Annotated in this window: 14 protein-coding genes and 5 pseudogenes; 11 read left to right on the top strand and 8 right to left on the bottom strand. The window is 70.0% G+C overall.

The window, feature by feature from the left end; genetic code table 11:
- Nucleotides 1-133: 133 nt before the first annotated feature.
- Both C1708_RS32015 and C1708_RS32010 read right to left on the bottom strand, forming a co-directional pair.
- Complete coding sequence (locus C1708_RS32015; RefSeq protein WP_106415948.1) at nucleotides 134-1,057, bottom strand: NADP-dependent oxidoreductase; 924 nt, start codon at nucleotides 1,055-1,057, stop codon at nucleotides 134-136.
- Between the two features lie 106 nt (nucleotides 1,058-1,163).
- Complete coding sequence (locus C1708_RS32010) at nucleotides 1,164-1,559, bottom strand: MerR family transcriptional regulator (RefSeq protein WP_106415947.1); 396 nt, start codon at nucleotides 1,557-1,559, stop codon at nucleotides 1,164-1,166.
- Nucleotides 1,560-1,954: 395 nt separating this feature from the next.
- Here C1708_RS32010 and C1708_RS32005 point away from each other — a divergent pair, with 395 nt between their 5' ends.
- The 3 genes and pseudogenes from C1708_RS32005 to C1708_RS31995 form a co-directional block, all read left to right on the top strand.
- On the top strand, nucleotides 1,955-2,311 hold the full coding sequence (locus C1708_RS32005; protein WP_198602666.1) for a hypothetical protein: 357 nt from the start codon (nucleotides 1,955-1,957) through the stop codon (nucleotides 2,309-2,311).
- 172 nt (nucleotides 2,312-2,483) lie between these two features.
- Nucleotides 2,484-2,699 carry a hypothetical protein gene (locus C1708_RS32000; RefSeq protein ID WP_241911377.1) on the top strand — a complete coding sequence of 72 codons (216 nt, stop codon included), beginning with the start codon at nucleotides 2,484-2,486 and terminating at the stop codon, nucleotides 2,697-2,699.
- Nucleotides 2,700-2,704: 5 nt separating this feature from the next.
- Nucleotides 2,705-3,813 (top strand): annotated as a pseudogene (locus C1708_RS31995) (transposase); the annotation flags it as partial.
- Between the two features lie 129 nt (nucleotides 3,814-3,942).
- Here the strand turns inward: C1708_RS31995 and C1708_RS31990 are convergent.
- Nucleotides 3,943-4,905, bottom strand: coding sequence for an AraC family transcriptional regulator (locus tag C1708_RS31990; RefSeq protein WP_106415946.1), 963 nt, complete (start codon nucleotides 4,903-4,905; stop codon nucleotides 3,943-3,945).
- A 90-nt stretch (nucleotides 4,906-4,995) separates the two neighbouring features.
- Between C1708_RS31990 and C1708_RS31985 the strand changes: the two genes are divergently transcribed.
- Complete coding sequence (locus C1708_RS31985; RefSeq protein WP_106415945.1) at nucleotides 4,996-5,832, top strand: NAD(P)H-binding protein; 837 nt, start codon at nucleotides 4,996-4,998, stop codon at nucleotides 5,830-5,832.
- Between the two features lie 102 nt (nucleotides 5,833-5,934).
- Entirely contained in the window at nucleotides 5,935-6,534 is a 600-nt protein-coding gene (locus tag C1708_RS31980) for an NAD(P)H-dependent oxidoreductase (RefSeq protein WP_106415944.1), read from the top strand.
- Here the strand turns inward: C1708_RS31980 and C1708_RS31975 are convergent.
- Complete coding sequence (locus tag C1708_RS31975) at nucleotides 6,500-7,141, bottom strand: DUF6461 domain-containing protein (RefSeq protein ID WP_133169105.1); 642 nt, start codon at nucleotides 7,139-7,141, stop codon at nucleotides 6,500-6,502. The two genes, C1708_RS31980 and C1708_RS31975, sit on opposite strands and share 35 nt — an antisense overlap.
- A 1,286-nt stretch (nucleotides 7,142-8,427) precedes the next feature.
- On the opposite strand from C1708_RS31975, the gene C1708_RS31970 reads away from it, so the two are divergent.
- On the top strand, nucleotides 8,428-9,204 hold the full coding sequence (locus C1708_RS31970; RefSeq protein WP_106415942.1) for a GNAT family N-acetyltransferase: 777 nt from the start codon (nucleotides 8,428-8,430) through the stop codon (nucleotides 9,202-9,204).
- A gap of 180 nt (nucleotides 9,205-9,384) precedes the next feature.
- Complete coding sequence (locus C1708_RS31965; RefSeq protein WP_106415941.1) at nucleotides 9,385-10,263, top strand: alpha/beta fold hydrolase; 879 nt, start codon at nucleotides 9,385-9,387, stop codon at nucleotides 10,261-10,263.
- A 133-nt stretch (nucleotides 10,264-10,396) separates the two neighbouring features.
- Here C1708_RS31965 and C1708_RS31960 read toward each other — a convergent pair whose 3' ends face one another.
- A complete protein-coding gene (locus C1708_RS31960; RefSeq protein WP_106415940.1) occupies nucleotides 10,397-11,182 on the bottom strand; it encodes a DeoR/GlpR family DNA-binding transcription regulator in 786 nt (261 codons plus the stop codon).
- Nucleotides 11,183-12,136: 954 nt separating this feature from the next.
- Between C1708_RS31960 and C1708_RS31955 the strand changes: the two genes are divergently transcribed.
- Together C1708_RS31955 and C1708_RS31950 are read left to right on the top strand one after the other, a co-directional pair.
- Entirely contained in the window at nucleotides 12,137-12,847 is a 711-nt protein-coding gene (locus C1708_RS31955; RefSeq protein ID WP_106415939.1) for a hypothetical protein, read from the top strand.
- Between the two features lie 965 nt (nucleotides 12,848-13,812).
- Nucleotides 13,813-14,535, top strand: coding sequence for a PE-PGRS family protein (locus C1708_RS31950; RefSeq protein WP_241911376.1), 723 nt, complete (start codon nucleotides 13,813-13,815; stop codon nucleotides 14,533-14,535).
- A gap of 284 nt (nucleotides 14,536-14,819) precedes the next feature.
- Here C1708_RS31950 and C1708_RS35980 read toward each other — a convergent pair.
- From C1708_RS35980 to C1708_RS31940, 3 pseudogenes are all read right to left on the bottom strand, one after another.
- Nucleotides 14,820-15,146 (bottom strand): annotated as a pseudogene (locus C1708_RS35980) (integrase core domain-containing protein); the annotation flags it as partial.
- Between the two features lie 27 nt (nucleotides 15,147-15,173).
- A pseudogene (locus tag C1708_RS35415) lies at nucleotides 15,174-15,272 on the bottom strand (transcriptional regulator); the annotation flags it as partial.
- Between the two features lie 8 nt (nucleotides 15,273-15,280).
- Nucleotides 15,281-15,645, bottom strand: a pseudogene (locus C1708_RS31940) (DUF6879 family protein).
- 285 nt (nucleotides 15,646-15,930) lie between these two features.
- Here C1708_RS31940 and C1708_RS31935 point away from each other — a divergent pair.
- On the top strand, nucleotides 15,931-16,590 hold the full coding sequence (locus C1708_RS31935; protein ID WP_106415938.1) for a hypothetical protein: 660 nt from the start codon (nucleotides 15,931-15,933) through the stop codon (nucleotides 16,588-16,590).
- A 203-nt stretch (nucleotides 16,591-16,793) separates the two neighbouring features.
- A pseudogene (locus C1708_RS31930) lies at nucleotides 16,794-17,443 on the top strand (IS5 family transposase); the annotation flags it as partial.
- Nucleotides 17,444-17,600: the final 157 nt, after the last annotated feature.

Raw genomic sequence — 17,600 nt, 5'->3', positions numbered from 1 at the left:
TGGCGTGGTGTCGGCGTACGCCTGGACGTGCTCGACCCCGTACAGGTGAACGTGCTCAGCCGATGATGCGCTGACCACGGGTTCCTGTCGGCCCGCAGTGGGCGGTAGACAGTGTCGGACGGCCGGGCACGTCTCATGCCACCTCGATGACAACCTTGCCCGAGGTGTGACCGTTCTCGACGGTGGCGAGGGCGGCCGGGGCGTCGGAGAGCGGATGGACCGCGGTGATCACGGGTGCGAGGAGTCCGTCGAGGGCCAGCCGGGCCGACCGCTCCAGGTTCTCGCGGTCGACGCGACGCTCGACGAAACGCCCACCGAGATCGGACACGGACATGTCACCCACAGCGATGACGTTGCGGGGATCCTGGGCCAGCGGAGCGACCGTCCGCAGCGAGGTGCCTCCGGCCAGGTCGACGATCCCGTCGAAGCCGTCCGGAACCAGCTCGCGTGCCGCGGCGGCGACGTCCTCGGCGGTGTAGTCGATGAACCGCACCCCGATGGCCTCGGCGTGCTCGCGTTTGGCGGTACTCCCGGTGCCGATCACACGCAGCTCGCGCCCGATGGCCAGCCGGGCGACGGCGAGGCCGACCCCGCCCCCGACTCCGTTGACCAGAACCGTGGCACCGGCCGGGAGGCTGAGCTGGTCGAGCACGTCCACCGCGGTCGTCCCGGCTACCGGCAGCGTTGCCGCCACGGTCGCGGACAGGCCCTCCGGGATGCGCGCGGTGTTCGGCGCGGACAGCACCGTCGTCTCGGCGTAGGTGCCGCCACCGGTGAGTGCGAAGCCGAAGACCGCGTCACCCACCTCGAGCCCGCTGACGTCCTCGCCCCGGGCGAGAACGGTTCCGGCTGCCTCCATGCCCAGCACGCGGGGAAACGGACGCCCGCCGTCGAGCCCGTCGACCAGACCCGAGCGCAGAAGGTGGTCGAGGGGATTCACGCCGGCGACGTCGACCTGGATCAGCACCTCGCCGCGACCGGGGAGAGGGTCGGGACGATCGAAGAACTCCTGTACCTCGGGCCCGCCATACCTGCCGAAACCCCATGCCTGCCCCATCTTCCGCCGCCTCTCGTACGACCGGCCCGGTGATTCCGGGCGTTGTCGCCATCCTCACCTCTGACATTGATGTGAGGGGCAACCGGCTGAGACGCAGATCACAGCATCAGGTCGGCTGCGCCAGCGGTTCCGGGGCCGTGGACAGCTCCGCCCGGTGTCGGCTGTTGGCCCTGATCAGCACGTCGAGTGCATCCCGGGTCTCGGTCAGGTGCGCGATGTCGGCGTCGATCCGGTCGCGCTCGCGCATCATCGCCGTGAACGTCTCCTCGGCGACGCCCAGGTCACCCGGGATGTCCACACACGGCAGCACAGTCGCGATCACCCTGCTGGACATACCCGCGTCGAACAGCTGCCGGATGAGTGACACGCGCTGGACCGCAGCATCGGAATAGTGGCGCTGCCCCGCGCCGGAGCGTGAGCTGGTCAGCAGGCCCTGCTCTTCGTAGTACCGCAGTGAGCGCGGACTCACGCCCGTACACTTGGACAACTCGCCTATCCGCATTCCTGAGAGCCTACGCCCGCGTGCTCCAGGGTCAGACCGCCGTCGAGTCAGGGACGCTCGCGAACACCCCACGGCCGCAGGGTCGTCCTCCCGGCCCCACGACTGAACACGTTCGTCTGTACGCGCCTGAGCACTTTTCTCGGTACGCCGACACGTGGCCGACTGCCTCGGAGCCCGTTCTGCCCATACCCTGCCGTAACCCGACTCGCTTATGACGGCGCGGTGTTCACGCGAGGTGTATCTCGCTCCGCGGTCCGAGTGCGTGACGCATCCCTCCTTCAGGCCGCCCCGCCGGCGGCCATCCGCAGGGCGTCGACGACCAGGCCGGCCCGGTTCCGGGCGGCAGCTGCAACGCCTACGACTACGCCTGCGCCGATCCGGTCAACAGCGACGACGTGACCGGCTGCGCCACGTGCCGGGTACCCAAGCACGCCTGGACGGGCCGCAGTTTCACCACGGTGCTGCGCACCACCCGGTGGACCTACGGCAGTTGGCAGAACTACAACTACCACTGGGTGTGGGACGTCGTGAGCGGTGACAAGGGCCCCGTGCCGATCACCGCCTGGAAGCGCCAGTACCGCTACCGCAAGCAGTACGTCTTCAAGTGCAAGGTCGTGGCCTGGTACGGCTGGGGCAAGCAGAAGATCCTGGCGACGCACGAGACCCACTACCAGTACTCCTACCGGGACCGCACCACGTACCGGATCGCCTTCACCGGCATCAAGTGGACCCGGACCGGTGGCTGGAGCTGAGCGCGCACGTCCCGGACGTACGTCTCCAGTTACCGGATCGTCTACACCCGCGGGTGACGGACGGTCGTCGAACCGCCGGGGGCGGGTGCCGCGCCGAGTGCGCGGTGCCCGCCCCCGCTCGTCGTGCACCGGCCGTGCGGTCCGGACGCGGCGTCGGCGTATCGTGGTCACCGTGAAAAGAGCCCGTCCGTACGTCGTCCTCGCCTATGCGGCGTGGTGGGCATTTGTCACCGCTGTCCTCTGGGTGATCGGTGAACTCGTGGGCGAGCAGGCGGGGTTGGCGGCGTGCGCCGCCTCCGCGGTGCTGGTGATCGTGATCGGGGAAGCCGGTGACCGCGTGCGGCGGTGGCGCGACGCCCGACGTGTGGTGGCGTGCCGCCACGAATAGGGACGGCGCCGTGCTCGGCGGAGCGGCTCTTCTGCCACGTCCACGGCCGGGCGAAGACGGCCTCGCGATTCATCCCGGGCCGGCCCTGCCCCTTCGTCGCCGCGCTGGATCCGGGCGCCGCGTCCTGGACCGCGGTCCTGGACGCGGTCCGGCTCGGCCGGGTAGACGACGCGGCCGCGGTCACCGCCGCCCAGCTGCGGAAAGTCATCGAGCGGCTCATCGCCGCCGGCCAGTGGCAGGCCGGGGACCCGCATGTCGTGATCGTCAGCGACGCCGGCTACGACGTCACCCGCCTGGCCTGGGTCCTGCGTGCCCTGTCCGTCGAGCTGGTCGGCCGGGTCCACTCCGACCGTGTCATGCGTCTGCCGAAGCCGCCCCGGCGGCCGGGAACGAACGGCCGGCCGCCCAAGCACGGCCCGGAGTTCCGCTTTGCCAAGCCGGAGACCCGGCCCGAGCCCGCGATCACCACGGTCACCGACACCACCAACTACGGCAGGGGCGAAACGCGGGCATGGGACCGGGTCCATCCCCGGCTCACCCACCGCTCGGCCCGGCTCGACCACAGCGGCGAACTGCCCTTGGTCGAAGGCATGTTGATCCGGTTGAAGGTAGAGCATCTGTCGAAGGAACGGCACGCTCCGCCGGTGTGGTCGTGGTCCTCGAAGACTGGTGCCACCCGGACGACGTGGACCGTCTCTGGCAGGCGTTTCTCCGTCGCTTCGATCTGGAGCACGCCTTCCGCTTCGCGAAGCAGACCCTCGGCTGGACCACCCCGAAACTCCGTACCCCCGAGGCGGCGGACCGCTGAACCTGGATCCTGATCGTCGCTCACACCCGGCTCCGGCTCGCCCGCCCTTTCGCCGCGGACCTCCGCCGGCCCTGGGAGAAGCCCACCGCCTCCGGCCGGCTCACCCCCGCCCGGGTCCGCCGGGGGTTCAGGAACATCCGCGCTCACCTCGCCTGCCCGGCCCGTGTTCCCAAACCCCGCGGCGCCGCCCCCGGACGGCCACCCGGCACCAGGAACAGACACCGGACACCCCGCTACGACGTCGGCAAGACCGTCAAACGCCCCGAGACCCTCAAGGCCATCGGCAAGCCCGGAAGATCTTGGTAGACAAAGAACAAGGTCAGTCGATGCGACTGCTGTTCGTCTGGGCGGGGGTGAACACTCGGAGGCCGGTTGCGCCTCTACTTCGCTGACCAGCGGGAGGCCCTGAAGGTGAGGGCGGACGCTGGGGACGTGTCATGGGAGTGTGCCGGCCGACTGGGGGGGTGGGGCCGTCGCAGTGCGCCGGTACGCGCTGGGGCTGATGCCGCGGACCCGTTTGAACGCCGCGCTGAACGCGAACGCGTCGGAGTAGCCCACGGCGCGGGCGACCTCCGCGACAGTCAGCGTCTCGCGCTCGGTCAGCAGGTCCGCCGCGAGCGTCATGCGCCAGTGGGTGAGGTAGGTCAGCGGCGGTTCGCCGACCAGGTCGGTGAACCGCTTCGCCAGCGTGGCCCGCGACACCCCGGTCCGGCTGGCCAGCGAGGCAACCGTCCACGGCGCTGCCGGCTCCCCGTGCAGCAGGCGCAGCGCGGCGCCCACCACCGGGTCGCGCCCGGCGGAGTACCAGCCCGGCGGAGTGCCGCCGGGCCGGTCGAAGTACTCGCGCAGCGCACACACCAGCATCCAGTCCAGCAGTCGGTCGAGGACGACCTGCTGGCCCGGTGTGTCGGCGGCGACCTCGGCGGCGAGGTGGTCCCACACGGGGTCGGGCCCGTCGCCGGATCCCACGCGCAGTACGACGGGCAGCGCGTCCAGCAGCCTGCGGCTTATCTCGCCGTGCACCGGATAGGCGCCGACGACCAGGGTCGTCGTGTTCTCCCCGCCGGTACCGGCATCGTGCCAGCCGAGCCGGTACTGGGTCCCGCCCTGCTCGGGCGTCGAGCAGAACGCACCGCACGCGACGGGTTCGGCCCGGGTGCCCACCTCATCGACGAAGAGGAACGGCGCGGGGCCCCGCACGATCACTGTCTCACCGACGCCCAGACGCTCGGGCGGACGGCGCTCCGGCACGATCCAGCCGCCTCCGGAGAGGACGGTGCACAAGGTCAGCGGCGCACCGTCCACGAAGTGCAACGACCAGGGCGGGGTCAGGGTCGAGCTGCCGAACAACGAGCCCTGGGCCCGCAATCCGCGCAGCAGGTCACCGAAAGCATCCACCCGCCAAGGCTAAACGATCCAGACGATTACCCAGGTGATCTGGCGTATCACCTATGGAACCGTCCGGGTGCGTGCTGTTGGCTCACTGTCATGAGTAACGACATCACTCTCGTCCTCGGCGCGACGGGCAACACCGGCCGGCGGGTGGCCGCCCGGTTGCGGCTGCGCGACACACCCGTGCGCGCCGCCTCCCGTTCCAGTCAGACCCCGTTCGACTGGTTCCAGCCCGCCGGCTGGGATCAGGTCCTGCGGGGCGTCACCGTCGTCTACGTGGTGCCCCCGCCCGTGCCCGGTCCGGTGTACGAGTTCGTGGCGCAGGCCGAGGCCGCCGGTGTGCGGCGCCTGGTCCTGCTCTCCGGTCACGGCGCCGACGACTGGGGCGACTCCCCGTTCGGGCTGGACATGCGCTCGGCCGAGGACGCCGTGCGCGGCTCGGCGCTGGAATGGACCGTCCTGCGTGCCTCGAACTTCGCCCAGAACTTCGACGGGCACCCCTTCCGCGTCCCGCTGGCCGCCGGCGAGCTGGCGCTTCCGGCGGGTGCGGTCCCCGAGCCGTTCATCGACGTCGAGGACGTCGCCGACGTAGCGGCCGCGGTACTGACCGAGCCCGGCCGGCACGCTGGTCGGGTCTATGAGCTGACCGGGCCGCGCGGACTGACCTGGGCGGAGGCAGTCGACCTGATCTCCCGGGCGTCCGGGCGGCCCATCGTCTACCGGCGCATCTCCCCGGCCGAGTACACCGCGACGTTGGTTCAGGAGGGCTGGAGCGAGAACGAGGCCCAGCACCTCGCCGAGATGTTCGTGCTGCTTGAACGCGGGGTCGCCGCCTGGACGTCGGACGGCGTCGCCACCGTGCTGGGACGCGCGCCGCGGACGTTCGAGGACTTCGTCCTGCGGGCCGCGGCAGCGGAAGCCTGGCGGTGCTGAGTCCCGCGGTCCTTCGCCTGGCGTACTGGACTCTGCAGAGCGGAGCGCCGCGCGCCGTCCTGCACATCCTCACCACTTGTCAACACGTAACTGGAGCCATCGATGCATGCCCTGCTGGTCGCCGCCAACCCGGACCCCCGGTCCCTGACGCATTACGTGCTGGGAAGACTTGAGGCAGCTCTTCACCCCGGTTCGGTCGAGATTGCCGACCTGTCCGAGGAACGGTTCGACCCCCGGTTCACGCCGGCGGATCGGCGGGCGTACCACGAGGGCGGCAACTACCCGGCTGACGTCATGGCTGAGCACCGTCGTCTTGAGCGTGCCACCGATCTCGTGCTGGTCTTCCCCGTGTACTGGTGGTCGATGCCTGCACTGTTGAAGGGGTGGATCGACCGTGTCTTCGTCAACGGCTGGGCCTTCGAGCACTCCCCCGCTACGGGCCTGCGGCCGAAACTGCAGAACCTCACCACCCATCTTCTCCCCATCGCCGGCGACGACTCCGGTGCGTACGAGCGTCACGGATACGAGAGCGCACTGCGGACGCAGATCGAGCACGGCATCGTCGACTACTGCGGCAGCCGGCGCGGCTCCACAACGTTCATCTACGAATCCGAACAGCTCTCCCCCGAGGCCACGGTGCGCGGGGTCGACCGTGCGGTGCGGACCATCAGCGAAGCCATCCATGCCCGCCTGAAGGAATGAGGCGGTCAGACACCCGCTGAGGCTGTCCGGGAGAACACGACCGGGTGGCCGTACCGACGGCGTGGAGCTGCGCTGAAGTCCGTGTTCGCCGCCCGGCGGCGTCGTCACCCGGCTCGTCCAGGAAGAAGCCGACCCGGTCCAGGGCCCGGTTGAGCCGATCCGGCTCCTTCCCGGAGGCCGGATCGAACCTCCACGAGTCGAACAGGGCGAGGATCTCCCCGTCACAGGCGTGCGCCACACGAGTAGTGCCGTCGAGGAACTTCCACGCGGACACCGCTTCCGTACCCCTGGACAGCTCCTTGAGCACCGGCTCCCTGAACGGAACACCCACCTGCGGGAGCGCATCGAACACATAGGCCCAACCCGACCCCTCCGGGCAATACACCCGCACCGTCCAACTGTCCAGGCTGACGTGCTCAGCCACACCGTCGATGGGATACCGGGGCAGCGGGTCCGGGCCGGCGGCAGCCAGCCGGTCCACTACGTCTGCCTCCCCCAGTCCCCGGGCCGCGGTCACGCAGAACCACTCGGATCCCAGCACATCGAACAATGTGGAAGTCATGACGACCAGCACCTTCCCGATCGGCATCCGTTTGGCGGCCGCCAACCCTACGACTCATGCCTGAACTCCCGGTGACGAACCCTGACATCCTCAACCACCACGAGGAACGGTCGGAATGGACAATTCCGTTACTGATTTCGGGGCACCTTGATCGAAACCTGTCAACTTGCGGCTTCTTTACGGAAGTCGAGGTCAGCCACCGCGTTCTTTCGGCCAGATTCGCCTCTGTCCGCTTCGCTGCCGGGCAGCTCTCATCGGTCGTTCCTGCCGGTCACGGCGTGAAAGCGCAGGGCGTAAAACGCCGCCGCTCGGCCAGCAGCGGAAGATGCCTCTCATGGGAGCAAGACCGACATGGACCACCGTGCCGCCGCACAGCCCTCGGAAGGATCAGAGGTGCCGTTCTCAGGACGGTGGAGCGGAGCGGGGTGTACCGCGTCGACGGGACAACCCGTCCCACACGGTCCCGCAGCCTTCATGTTCATACGAACATGCTATGTGCGATTGATGTTACAGTGTGATCGCGTTTGCCAGCGGTGCGCCCGTCGTGCCGATCCAGGGGGATCAAGGTGAAGTCTCGCAACGTCTGTACCGTCGCCGCCTTCGGCGTCGTTCCGGTCGTCCTGGCCGGTGAACGCGGCTCGCACGGCAGCCGTTCCGGCAGAAGGTCCGACAGCACGCGCACAGGACACCAGAGGACCGGTCACTTGAAGCCGGACGCCACGAACGCCCTGCGCGACGTGCGGATCGTGAACTGCGCGTACGACGATGCCATCGAGCGTCTGGCGGCGCGGTGCGCAACGGCGGCAGTCCGCCCTGCGTCTACGGCCTCACTGCGAAGTTCACGAGCGGCACCGGCGACGCCACCGTCTCGACCCCGACGTCCCGCGGTGATGTCGTGATCGACGAAGGCGTGTGGGCGGACCTCGGCCTTCAAGCCCTGAGACGGTGCCCGGTCGAGAGCGTCCCGCCCTCGCCGTCCGTCCCCTCCCCCGTAGGCTGCCGGCCGGCCGCGGGACGGTGAACACCCCCACGGAGTCCGTCGAGCGACGCGGCAGAGGATCGTCCCCGTGGGCAGTGGCCCCGCCCCGGAGGAGGCGTTCGACGGGGCGCGGCTCCGTCTCCTGCCGAGCGGCGGGAGGATATCTGCCGCCGCATGCGCCGGCAGCACTTCTCGTTCAAGTCCGCTCACCGTCTCCGGATCGCTGACGGGTCACCCGGTGTGGAATCGGTCGTCCGGCGAGGCGGAAGCCGTGTGACACCTGGAGAGATCGGAGACCGTAGTGATCACGAAGCAGTGCGCAGATGTCGGTACAGCGGACATCCTCGTGCGCATGGAGACCAACTTGGCGGAGCACGCGGCCCACCTTCACCGCCACGTGGCCGGTGCGACGGTGACCGAGACGGACGATCTGCTGATCGCCGACAGCGGGACCGACGACGACACGTTCAACATCGTGGCGGCCGCACGCTTCGCCCCCGGGCAGGCCGCAGCTCGCATCGAATCGACGGTCCACACGCTGAAGGCCGCGGGACGCCCCTTCTCCTGGTGGGTCGGACCCGCTTCCACGCCCTCGGACCTCTCCGGCCGCCTCGAGGCGGCCGGCCTCAAAGCGACCGAGAGCGAGACGGCGATGTGGGCGTCCCTCGACGCGCTCCCACCCCGCATTCGTCTCGCGGAGTTGGACATCCATCAGGTCAGGACCCCTGAACAGCTCGCCGACTATGCGGCGGTGCTGTCCGCGAACTGGGACCCGCCGGCCGCCACGGTGCGGGCCTTCTACCGCGACGCGGCCCACTGGGCCCTCCGACCCGACTGTCCTGCCCGGTACCTCGTCGGGTACCACCGTGACCAGCCGGTCTGCTCGGCGGAAGTCTTCCATCACGCCGGTGTGGCCGGCATCTACAACATCAGCACCCTCGCCGGCCACCGCCGACGCGGCTACGGCGGCGCCGTCACCGTGGCCGCGCTGCACGCGGCACGCGGACACGGCCAGTGCCGCGCGGTGCTCCAGGCGACAGCGGACGGTGCACCGGTCTACCGGCGCCTGGGGTTCACCGCGTGCGGCAGCTTCACGGAGCACGCTTTCCGCCCGCAGGACTTCGCATGACCCCGAGGTGTCCCCGCGGCGCTGATCCGGGGGCGAAAGGGCGTGCGAGCCGCCCCGCCGGTCCCGCCCCGCGCCGCTCTGGCGCGTCCCGGCGTGCGGCAGGGGCAGCCGCCTCGACGACCGCCTCACCTCCCCTGCCCCCGGCGAGCTCCACACGGAAAATCACTCAGGAGTGGTGACATGCAGACACAGACGCGCCGGACCACGGCAGGCGTGGCCTACGACATCCTCGGCAGCGGTGAGACGACACTGCTCCTGCTTCACGGCGGTTCGGGCCGTCGTCAGTGGTTCGACTCCCTGGCCTCTCTGCTGTCGGACGAAACGCGGATGGTCCGTCCTGACATGCCGGGCCACGGGGAGTCGCCGGCGGCCCCTGGGGCCTACCGGCTGGAGGACTCGGCCGCGGCCGTGGCCGAGGTCCTGGAACACGCCGGAGTTCCGCCCTGCTGGGTGGTGGGACACTCCCACGGCGCCCACGTGGGTGGCGTGCTCGCGGAGGACCGACCCGATCTGGTGGCCGGCCTGGTCATCGGCGACGCTCCGATGACCCGCGGCAGGATGCTCGCCCACATGCAGTCGGCCTACGGGATGAATCGATCGTGGCGGACTCTGACCACCGTCGTCTCGTCGGAGCGCGACGTGCTGGACGGCCTCCTGGCACTGGAGGTCCCGACCCCGCAGGGAACCGCCACGATGGCCGACGTCTTCGGCGAGGACCACCCGTACGTCCGGGAGATGGCCGCTTCCCTGTTCCGGCACGACGGCGACTTTCTCGACGCGGTGACGCAGCGCTTCACCGATACGTACCGGCGGCTGGACGAGGGCCTGCTGGGCCGGTTGGGCGTTCCCGTCGCGCTGCTCCGGGCCGACCCGGCGGCCGGCGGCCTCCTCACCGATGCGGACGTCGAGTTCATCAGGGCGCGGGTCCCCGACGTACGGATCGCACAGCTGCACGGTGTGGGACACGGACTTCAGCTCCAGGACCCGGAGCAGGTGGCCCGTGCCCTGCGGCATCTGATCGCCGACGGCCGGGCCGGAGGTCCCCCGGCGCGGTCCTGAACACCGGCAGGCGGAGCGCAGGAGGCCGCGACACGGCCTGCGCGGAGCCGAGGCCGGCGCACACCGGGGCCCGTGCGGACGGCCCGCCGCGTGAGACGGGTCTCGCCTGTCCTGGACGCGGAGCCGACGGCCGTCACGCCAGGTGGACCTCGACCCCGGCCTCCCTCAGCGTCTGGAGGGTGAGCGGCCCGTGCGGATGGGTCTGCACGTCCTCCGCCGCGGCATCGGTGACGAAGGCGCCCACCGCGCTCAGCGGAGCCACCCGGCTGAACGCTCGCACGCCGAGTTTGGTGGCGTCCGCCACTACGACGGTCCGTGCCGCCTGCACGAGACCCACCTGCTTGACCGCCGCGTCGTCGAGGGAGAGCTCCGTCCAGCCGCGTTCGGCGTGGACCCCGCCGATCGACATGACGAAGCAGTCGAAGCTCAGGGCTTCCAGGGTGCGCAGCGCCAGGGGGCCCACCAGCGAGCGTTCACCCGGACGCGATCGCCCTCCCACGACGAAAAGTTCGATGCCCGGCCTGTCCGCCAGGACCTCGGCTGCCTGCAGGCTCAGCACGGCCACCGTGAGCGGGGCGCGCTCCGCCAGGTGTTCGGCGACGTGAACCGTGGTGGTGCCCGCGTCCAGCAGCACCCTTGACCCCGGTTCGATCATCGCGGCGACCGCGGCCCCCAGCCGGTCCTTGGTCGCGGCCTGCCACTCGCGCCGGGCGAGGAAGCCCCCGCCTTCTTCCCGCGGGCGCACGGGAACGGCGCCCCCGTGGACCCGGCGCAGCAGGCCCCGGCTCTCCAGCGCGTTCAGGTCCCGGCGAACGGTCATCTCCGAGACGCCGAGACGTCCGGCCAGTTCCGACACGGACAGCTTGCCCGCGTTCTGGACGAGCCGCAGGGTCAGGTCAAGACGGTCTCCGGCGCTCATGCGCCATTTCTAACACCTCCTTGTTCGTATGAACAAGGAGGGGCTCGCCGCCTCGCGGTCGGGTGTCGCGCCTGTGAGGGAATGGGCGGAATGTTCACGCCGTGACGCCGTCCGGTTGCCCGAGGGCCCGACGCGCTTTTCGCCGCCCGGGCCGACCGGCGAGGCCGGAGCCGTGAACTGCGCGAACACGTCCGCGGTCGGGGCCGCGCGACGACGGATGCGCACGCCCGAGTCCCCGGTGCTCGGCACATCGGGGTAAGTGATGCTCAGGACGGCGCGGGAGTGGCCGTCGACGGCGTGCCGATGCCGCCCTCGGCGCAGTCGGCGGGACGGGCGGAGCTGCGTGCCTGTGCCGGAACACCGGTCGAGGAGCATGAAGGACGAGAACCGCGCCAAGGACATCAGGGCACCACGAGATGAGGCACGCAGGACACGCATAACGCTCTTCCCGCTCGATCTCGAGGTTCCCGGGAGGTCGAAGAAGTGTGCAGAACGTTCCGACCATCGTGCCCCTGGGCGACAGCGGGGAGTGCTGCCGGTCGGACACGACCGGGATCAAGAGTGCGGCCGTTCCCTCCAAGGGGGGAGGCTCAAGACGGTGAACCCGGCGTGCTCCGGGGCGAGCCCGGAGCACATCCCACCGCTCGAGGCGGGCGGAAAGCCGTCCGGGCCGCCCATCGGCCTGCCGAACCATGGGCGAGAAACACGGACGGCTCCGCGACGACCAGGTCCCTCGATCCCGGACTCCGCGCCACCCATGACCAATAGGGAGGATTCGGAATGCAAATGACATCACCCTCAAACCGCCGAAAAGGGGGAAAGTTTGCTTGTCGGCAGTGCTGGACGATCACATGATTCGCCTGGAACCGGCTGACGAGTCTTCGGGGGAGGCCCTCTCGTGGGGCGCGGAAAAGCGTTCGACCACCGGCCTGGGACAGGCCATGATCCGCATTTGTGACGACGTCAAAGCAGCTCATGGTCCAGGCCGCCGCCCGCAACAACGCCGAGTGGTGCGCAGCGATGAGCCGATCGCACGGCCTGGTGAGCGAGTTCGGCCTGCAGGCTTGGACCGCCCCGGCCCGCACGCCGCGGTACTACCCCGACGCGGTGACACTCGTGCCGGGAACCGACCCGGCCGCGCTGGCGGCGCGGATCGACACCACCACGCCGAACGCCTCCGTCAAGGACAGCTTCGCTGACCTCGACCTGAGCGAGGCCGGCTTCCACGTCCTGTTTGAGGCGCAGTGGATCCACCGCCCGGCGAGCACGTCCGCTGTCGCGCCGGCTCTTGCCTGGGGCGTGGCGGACGATCCGGACACACTGCGCGCCTGGGCGCTGGCCTGGGACGACGGGGACGGCAACGCAAACCTCTTCCGGCCTGAACTGCTCGACGACCCGGCCACCTTCGTGCTCGCTGGACGGTCCGCCAGCGGCCGGGTGGTCGCCGGCGCTGTGGCGAGCCGCAGCGACCATGTGGTCGGACTCTCCAACGTCTTCGCATCGGACGGCGGTCCTGACGCGGCTTGGCCGGTCGTACTGGACGCGGTGCACTGGCTGTTCCCCACTCTGCCGGTGGTGGGCTACGAACGCGGCGACGACCTAGCGGCCGCCGTCCGCCACGGCTTCGAGCCGGTCGGTCCACTGCGGGTCTGGCTGCACGGATAGACCAGCTTCAGAAGCAGTCCGAGCCCGCCGTTCGCGACCGCCGTCCCCACGGGGAAGCCTGAACGCGAGGGTGGGGAATTGCCTGACGTCGAACCCGCCCAAGGCGGGGAATTACGTGACCGTCGACAGAAGCGGACCTCCCCCTCGTTTCCCGGCACCGGGGCGCGCGGCACCGTGCGGATGCCGCGTGGCGGCCTGCCACCCGCACCTCGGGACACCGGACCCGGCCGGAGACCGGCGAAGGGCCGCCTGCCTCGGAGTACCGGGGCGCAGAGGCAGAGCTCGTCGCACGGGACCGTCGGCCGACGCCGGCCCTGAGAGGGGTTCAGGGGACGGACCGATGCCTCAGGCACTCGGCCGCCGCCCGTTCCAGCACAGCGAGGCGGGTGCGTTCCTGGTTCCCGGGGGCCACAGGACGGCCAGTGTCGCGATGCCCGGTTCCGCACACCTGCCCACGCAGTCGCGGAACCCCCCGACCGACGAATAGACCGCGTACAGGCCGCATCCAGATGCTCCCCCGGTCCCGCCACCCGCAGCCGTTGTCAGTACGTCGCCTGACGGTCCAGGACGGCCGCGTCCCACCGCAGGGACAGGAGGAGGAAACGGCGGTGCGGGCCGAGGGACATCCATACGGTCACAGGGCCACCGGTGCGCGCTGCAGGTCCTCGATACGGCCGGCGCGCGCCGGCCGTATGACCGGGGCTCCCTGCCACGTAGGGAAGCGTCCTGTACCGGCTGCAAAGCACAGCGGAGTCCCACAAGAGGTCCATTGCGCCACCTGTCCTGACTCAAGGAGGTGACTGCGCCAGTTCAAGGAGCGAACCGCCGGGCGCCGGTTCCGGGCGTACCCCAGCCGGCTGAGCCCCGGAGAGGCAGACACCCGTCCCGGTCAGAGTTTTCGTCAGGCCCGGAGTGATTCAGTCCGTTCCGCGCCGGCCTCCCCGAACACACGTCATCATGATGATGTGGACAGCACAGAGACAGCCGGAACACGATCGGCACCAGGGGCTCCACCCGCTCCCGAGGATCTGGACGCGGCGGTAGGCATTCTTGCCCAGTTCATTCAACGCGCGCCGCTCACCGAGGCCATTGCTGCACTGGAACACGGCCTTGACGGGGCGGACGCAGCGCATGCCGCCCAGATCGCCGGCAAGGGCGGAGTGGACGCCGGTCTCCTCGCCTCTGCGCTCACCGTGCGCGAGAGCCTCGGCCGGATCAACGACCTCATTCACGCCTCGGGGATCATGCTGGCGCTACCGCATATCCTGGAGGAGGGCGAGAGGATCTCCCGGCGCCCTTCCCTTGGGGCCGGCAACGACCCAGGCCGGCCGTACGACCTGGAAACGGACCGGCGCGTGGCAGAGTTCAAGCTCGCCCGGTGGCGCGGCGCCGACGCTATGCGCAAGCGGCAGGTCTTCAAAGACTTGACCATGCTGGCCGCCGACCGTTCCGGACGTGCCGCCGACCTCTTTGTCATCGGCCCAGAACCCGCTCGCTTCCTGAACTCCAGCGCCTCCACTGTGGGGTGGGCACTGGACCGTTCACCCAGCGCGCTGCGCACCTTCGAATCGGCCTTCGGCTCACCGGACGTTCCGATACGCGAGTTCACCGCCACCCATGCCGCGCACGTCCGCATCACCGACCTCTGCGACATCCTTCCCGGGGCCGTCACCCGCCTGCTCCAGTGAGCCCACGGTCCGAGCTTGATGATGCCCACCGTCGAAAAGGACAGCGGAAGCGGTTCCGCTGTCCCCTTCGGCCATGCCTGGGCGAGTTGGGAAGAGCGCCGATTGGTCTCCGTCGTCGGCGAACAGTTCAGCCACGAGGGACTGCACGGCCACCAGAGCAAGGTCGAGATTGAGAATGCGGTTCGCCGCTGCACGCTGAGTAAACCGTTCCGGGCTCGGCAAAGATCTCGGACGTTGGGTGTGACCTGGGGTTTCGTGGTTGCGAGGTAGTGGTTGTTCTCGTATTCGACAGGCGGGGCATGACCTGTCTCACCGTGAAGTCGCCGGTGGTTGCACCAGTCGATGTACTCGGCGGTGGCGAGGTCGACATCGGGCAGCGTCTTCCATGGCCGCCTGGGCTTGATCAGCTCGGTCTTGAAGAGGCCGATCGTGCTCTCCATCAGGGCGTTGTCGTAGGCGTCGCCCACCGATCCGATGGAAGCGGCGATGCCGGCGGCCTCCAGGTGGTCGGCGAGCCGGAAACTCGTGCACTGCGACCCGGCGTCCGAGTGACGCACCAACTCGCCTGGCCAAAACGTGTGTTGGTCTCGGGCGCGTTGCCACAGCGCCATCTCCAGGGCGTCCGGCACGAGGACAGTTTCCTTCCCGGTGAGATCAGCGTCCTTGCGCAGGTGCTGCAAGCGCACGGCGAGCGCCTCGCGGGCCGCTTGCGCGCTGGACGATGGGGAGGCGGGCACAGGTCTGCTCAGAGGGCCTGGACGGTGTACTTCTCGTGAGGAATGCCGCGTTCCCACACCGTCTCGAACGCGGTTCTGCACAGTGCGACGGCGGCCGGGTCGGTGGTGCGCTCCTTGCCGCCCGGTGCCCAGTCGCCGATGCCGGTGAAGTGATGGAACTGCACGACGCGGTCGTCCAGGAGCCAGAACTCGTTGTCGGCGGCGCGATGTCGGAGGCGTGGCGGCGTGGCAGCCAGCGCACGTCTTCGCCGGCCTGGAGGTCGGGCGGGGTGATGGCGTGCTCGTAGCGGATGCAGTCGGTGCCCGGCTCGGAGACGATCCGGGCACGGCGCATCACCACGCCGCAAGCGACCGCGTCCTTCACGAGCGGCATCCACTGCGGCCAGAACGAGCGTGCCGGGTCGGGGTTCGGGTCGGACACGCAGCACGGGACCACCGCTCCCACCTGTCATGGCTGCCGGGGCACCAGCCCCGTCTGACCACAGCCACACCCGTCAGAACACCCGCTCCTCGTACCGCTAGGCTCTGTCTCTTTGGTCAGCGCCGGGTCCAGATGAGGATGGTCCTCCGGGGGTTCTGGAACCTCCCTCTTGCCGCTCAGGGCCCCGCACACGTTCACTGCTCGTACGGGGAAGGCGGCTGCGGGAGGAGCGGCGAAATGCACGTGTACGCGGCGGCACGGGGATACGGGTTCCACTTCGACGGCACAGTGCTGACGATCCGCCACGAGTGGCTGCCCTTTCCGGGGTGCGTGCGGCGGATACCTCTGGAGGAGGTGTACTGGTGCGTCGTACTGCGCCAGCCCGAGTCATCCGGTCGGCTGCCCGACGTTCTGAGCCTCGGCCTGGCGCCCGGGGTGCGGCTGCCCCGGGTGCTGGACGGTGCCCGCGGCCTCGATGTGCCGTGGGGGCGGCTCACCGACTTCGCGGCGCTGGCCGGGGCGGTGACAGGCGCCTCGGCCCACCGCGCCCGCGCGGTGCTGGAACGCCGGTACGGACCGGGTCCGTGGACGCCCGAGGTCCGGCAGCAGATCGGGCGGGACCTCGCGCCCGTCACGTTTTACGCGCCGCGCCTGGACGCTCTGCTGGACGTGGTGCTCAGCGGCTCCCGCCCGCCTCGGTCTCTGGGTGGATGGCTGCACAAGAACCCCGGAACCCAGGCACTGCCCAGGGCCCTCTTCGCCCTCGCCGGGCGGATCGAGGGCGACCGGCTGGTCACCCGGGAGCCCGGCTGGGCCGAGGTCACCGACCGCCTGAATGAGGAGGCGCAGGCCACCCGCAGGGTGGGCGTCCGGCGGGAGAGCGGGTACTACGGGTGACCGGTGCGCGCGAGCCCCGAGCGGTGGCAGCCCGCAGTCCCGGATACCGGTCCGCTCCTCGCTGAGCCGGGCACCTTAATAGTGCTGGTCGTTCATGTGTGAAGTCTCCGGCGGGCGCGCGCGGCGATGGCGCTGTGGTGGTGATCGCTCAACCAGTGGGGGTGTCGCCGCTGGGGTGATCGTGAGGGCGATATGGAGTCCCATCCGGGTCCGGCACCTGGGAGATGGTCCTCACCGCCGTTCTGGCGGCGGCGGACGCCGACGACATCGACTGGACCGTGTCAGTGGACTCCACGGTGGTCCGGGCTCACCAGCACCCTGTCGGAGCACTCAAGAAGGGGCGGCCCGCACCGGCGAGCCCGCTGATCACGCGCTCGGCCGCTCCCACGACGGGCTGAGCACCAAGGTCCGCCTGGCCTCAGACGGCCGCGCACGGCCGCTCGCCTTCACCGTCACCGCGGGCCAGGCAGGCGACGCACCCGCCTTCGAGACGGTGATGTCCCGCATCCGCGTGCCCCGCACTGGTCCGGACAGGCCCCGGACCCGGCCCCTGGCCGTTCTGGCCGACCGCGCGTATTCCTCACGCGCCATCCGCAGCCGCCTGCGGCGCCGGGGTATCCGTGCGGTCATCCCGCAGCCGTCCGACCAGATCGGCCACCGCCTGCGGCGAGGCCGGCTCGGTGGCCGTCCGCCCGGCTTCGACAGCGAGGCCTACAAGCAGCGGAACACCGCCGAACGGTGCATCAACCGCCTCAAGCAGTGGCGCGGCCTGGCCGCACGAACCGACAAGCTCGCCACCGCCCACCAGGCCGCACTCCACCTCTCGGGCATCCTCATCCGGACCCGGCGCTGACCGAGGAGACAGAACCTGGTCCGTATGGGAGCGGTCGCGGCGGCTGGCCCCCGAGCCGCTGCGCTCTTCGTCGTCCTTGCCTGGGCAGGGCAGCCCCACGCGACCGAAGAGATGTGAGGAGCTACTGGAACACCGCCTCGTGTTCCCAGGCGGCAGA

It is taken from the genome of Streptomyces sp. DH-12 (genome assembly GCF_002899455.1).
Classification (GTDB): Bacteria; Actinomycetota; Actinomycetes; order Streptomycetales; family Streptomycetaceae; genus Streptomyces.
The sequence above is the reverse complement of the archived record's forward strand: the minus strand, read 5'-3'. Positions and strand labels throughout refer to the sequence as shown.

What these genes read in the sequence shown, in the direction of transcription:
- C1708_RS32015 (WP_106415948.1), bottom strand. Translation starts at nt 1,057, where the DNA reads ATGGGGCAGGCATGGGGTTTCGGCAGGTATGGCGGGCCCGAGGTACAG.
- C1708_RS32010 (WP_106415947.1), bottom strand. Translation starts at nt 1,559, where the DNA reads ATGCGGATAGGCGAGTTGTCCAAGTGTACGGGCGTGAGTCCGCGCTCA.
- C1708_RS31985 (WP_106415945.1), top strand. Translation starts at nt 4,996, where the DNA reads ATGAGTAACGACATCACTCTCGTCCTCGGCGCGACGGGCAACACCGGC.
- C1708_RS31980 (WP_106415944.1), top strand. Translation starts at nt 5,935, where the DNA reads ATGCATGCCCTGCTGGTCGCCGCCAACCCGGACCCCCGGTCCCTGACG.
- C1708_RS31970 (WP_106415942.1), top strand. Translation starts at nt 8,428, where the DNA reads ATGGAGACCAACTTGGCGGAGCACGCGGCCCACCTTCACCGCCACGTG.
- C1708_RS31965 (WP_106415941.1), top strand. Translation starts at nt 9,385, where the DNA reads ATGCAGACACAGACGCGCCGGACCACGGCAGGCGTGGCCTACGACATC.
- C1708_RS31960 (WP_106415940.1), bottom strand. Translation starts at nt 11,182, where the DNA reads ATGAGCGCCGGAGACCGTCTTGACCTGACCCTGCGGCTCGTCCAGAAC.
- C1708_RS31935 (WP_106415938.1), top strand. Translation starts at nt 15,931, where the DNA reads ATGCACGTGTACGCGGCGGCACGGGGATACGGGTTCCACTTCGACGGC.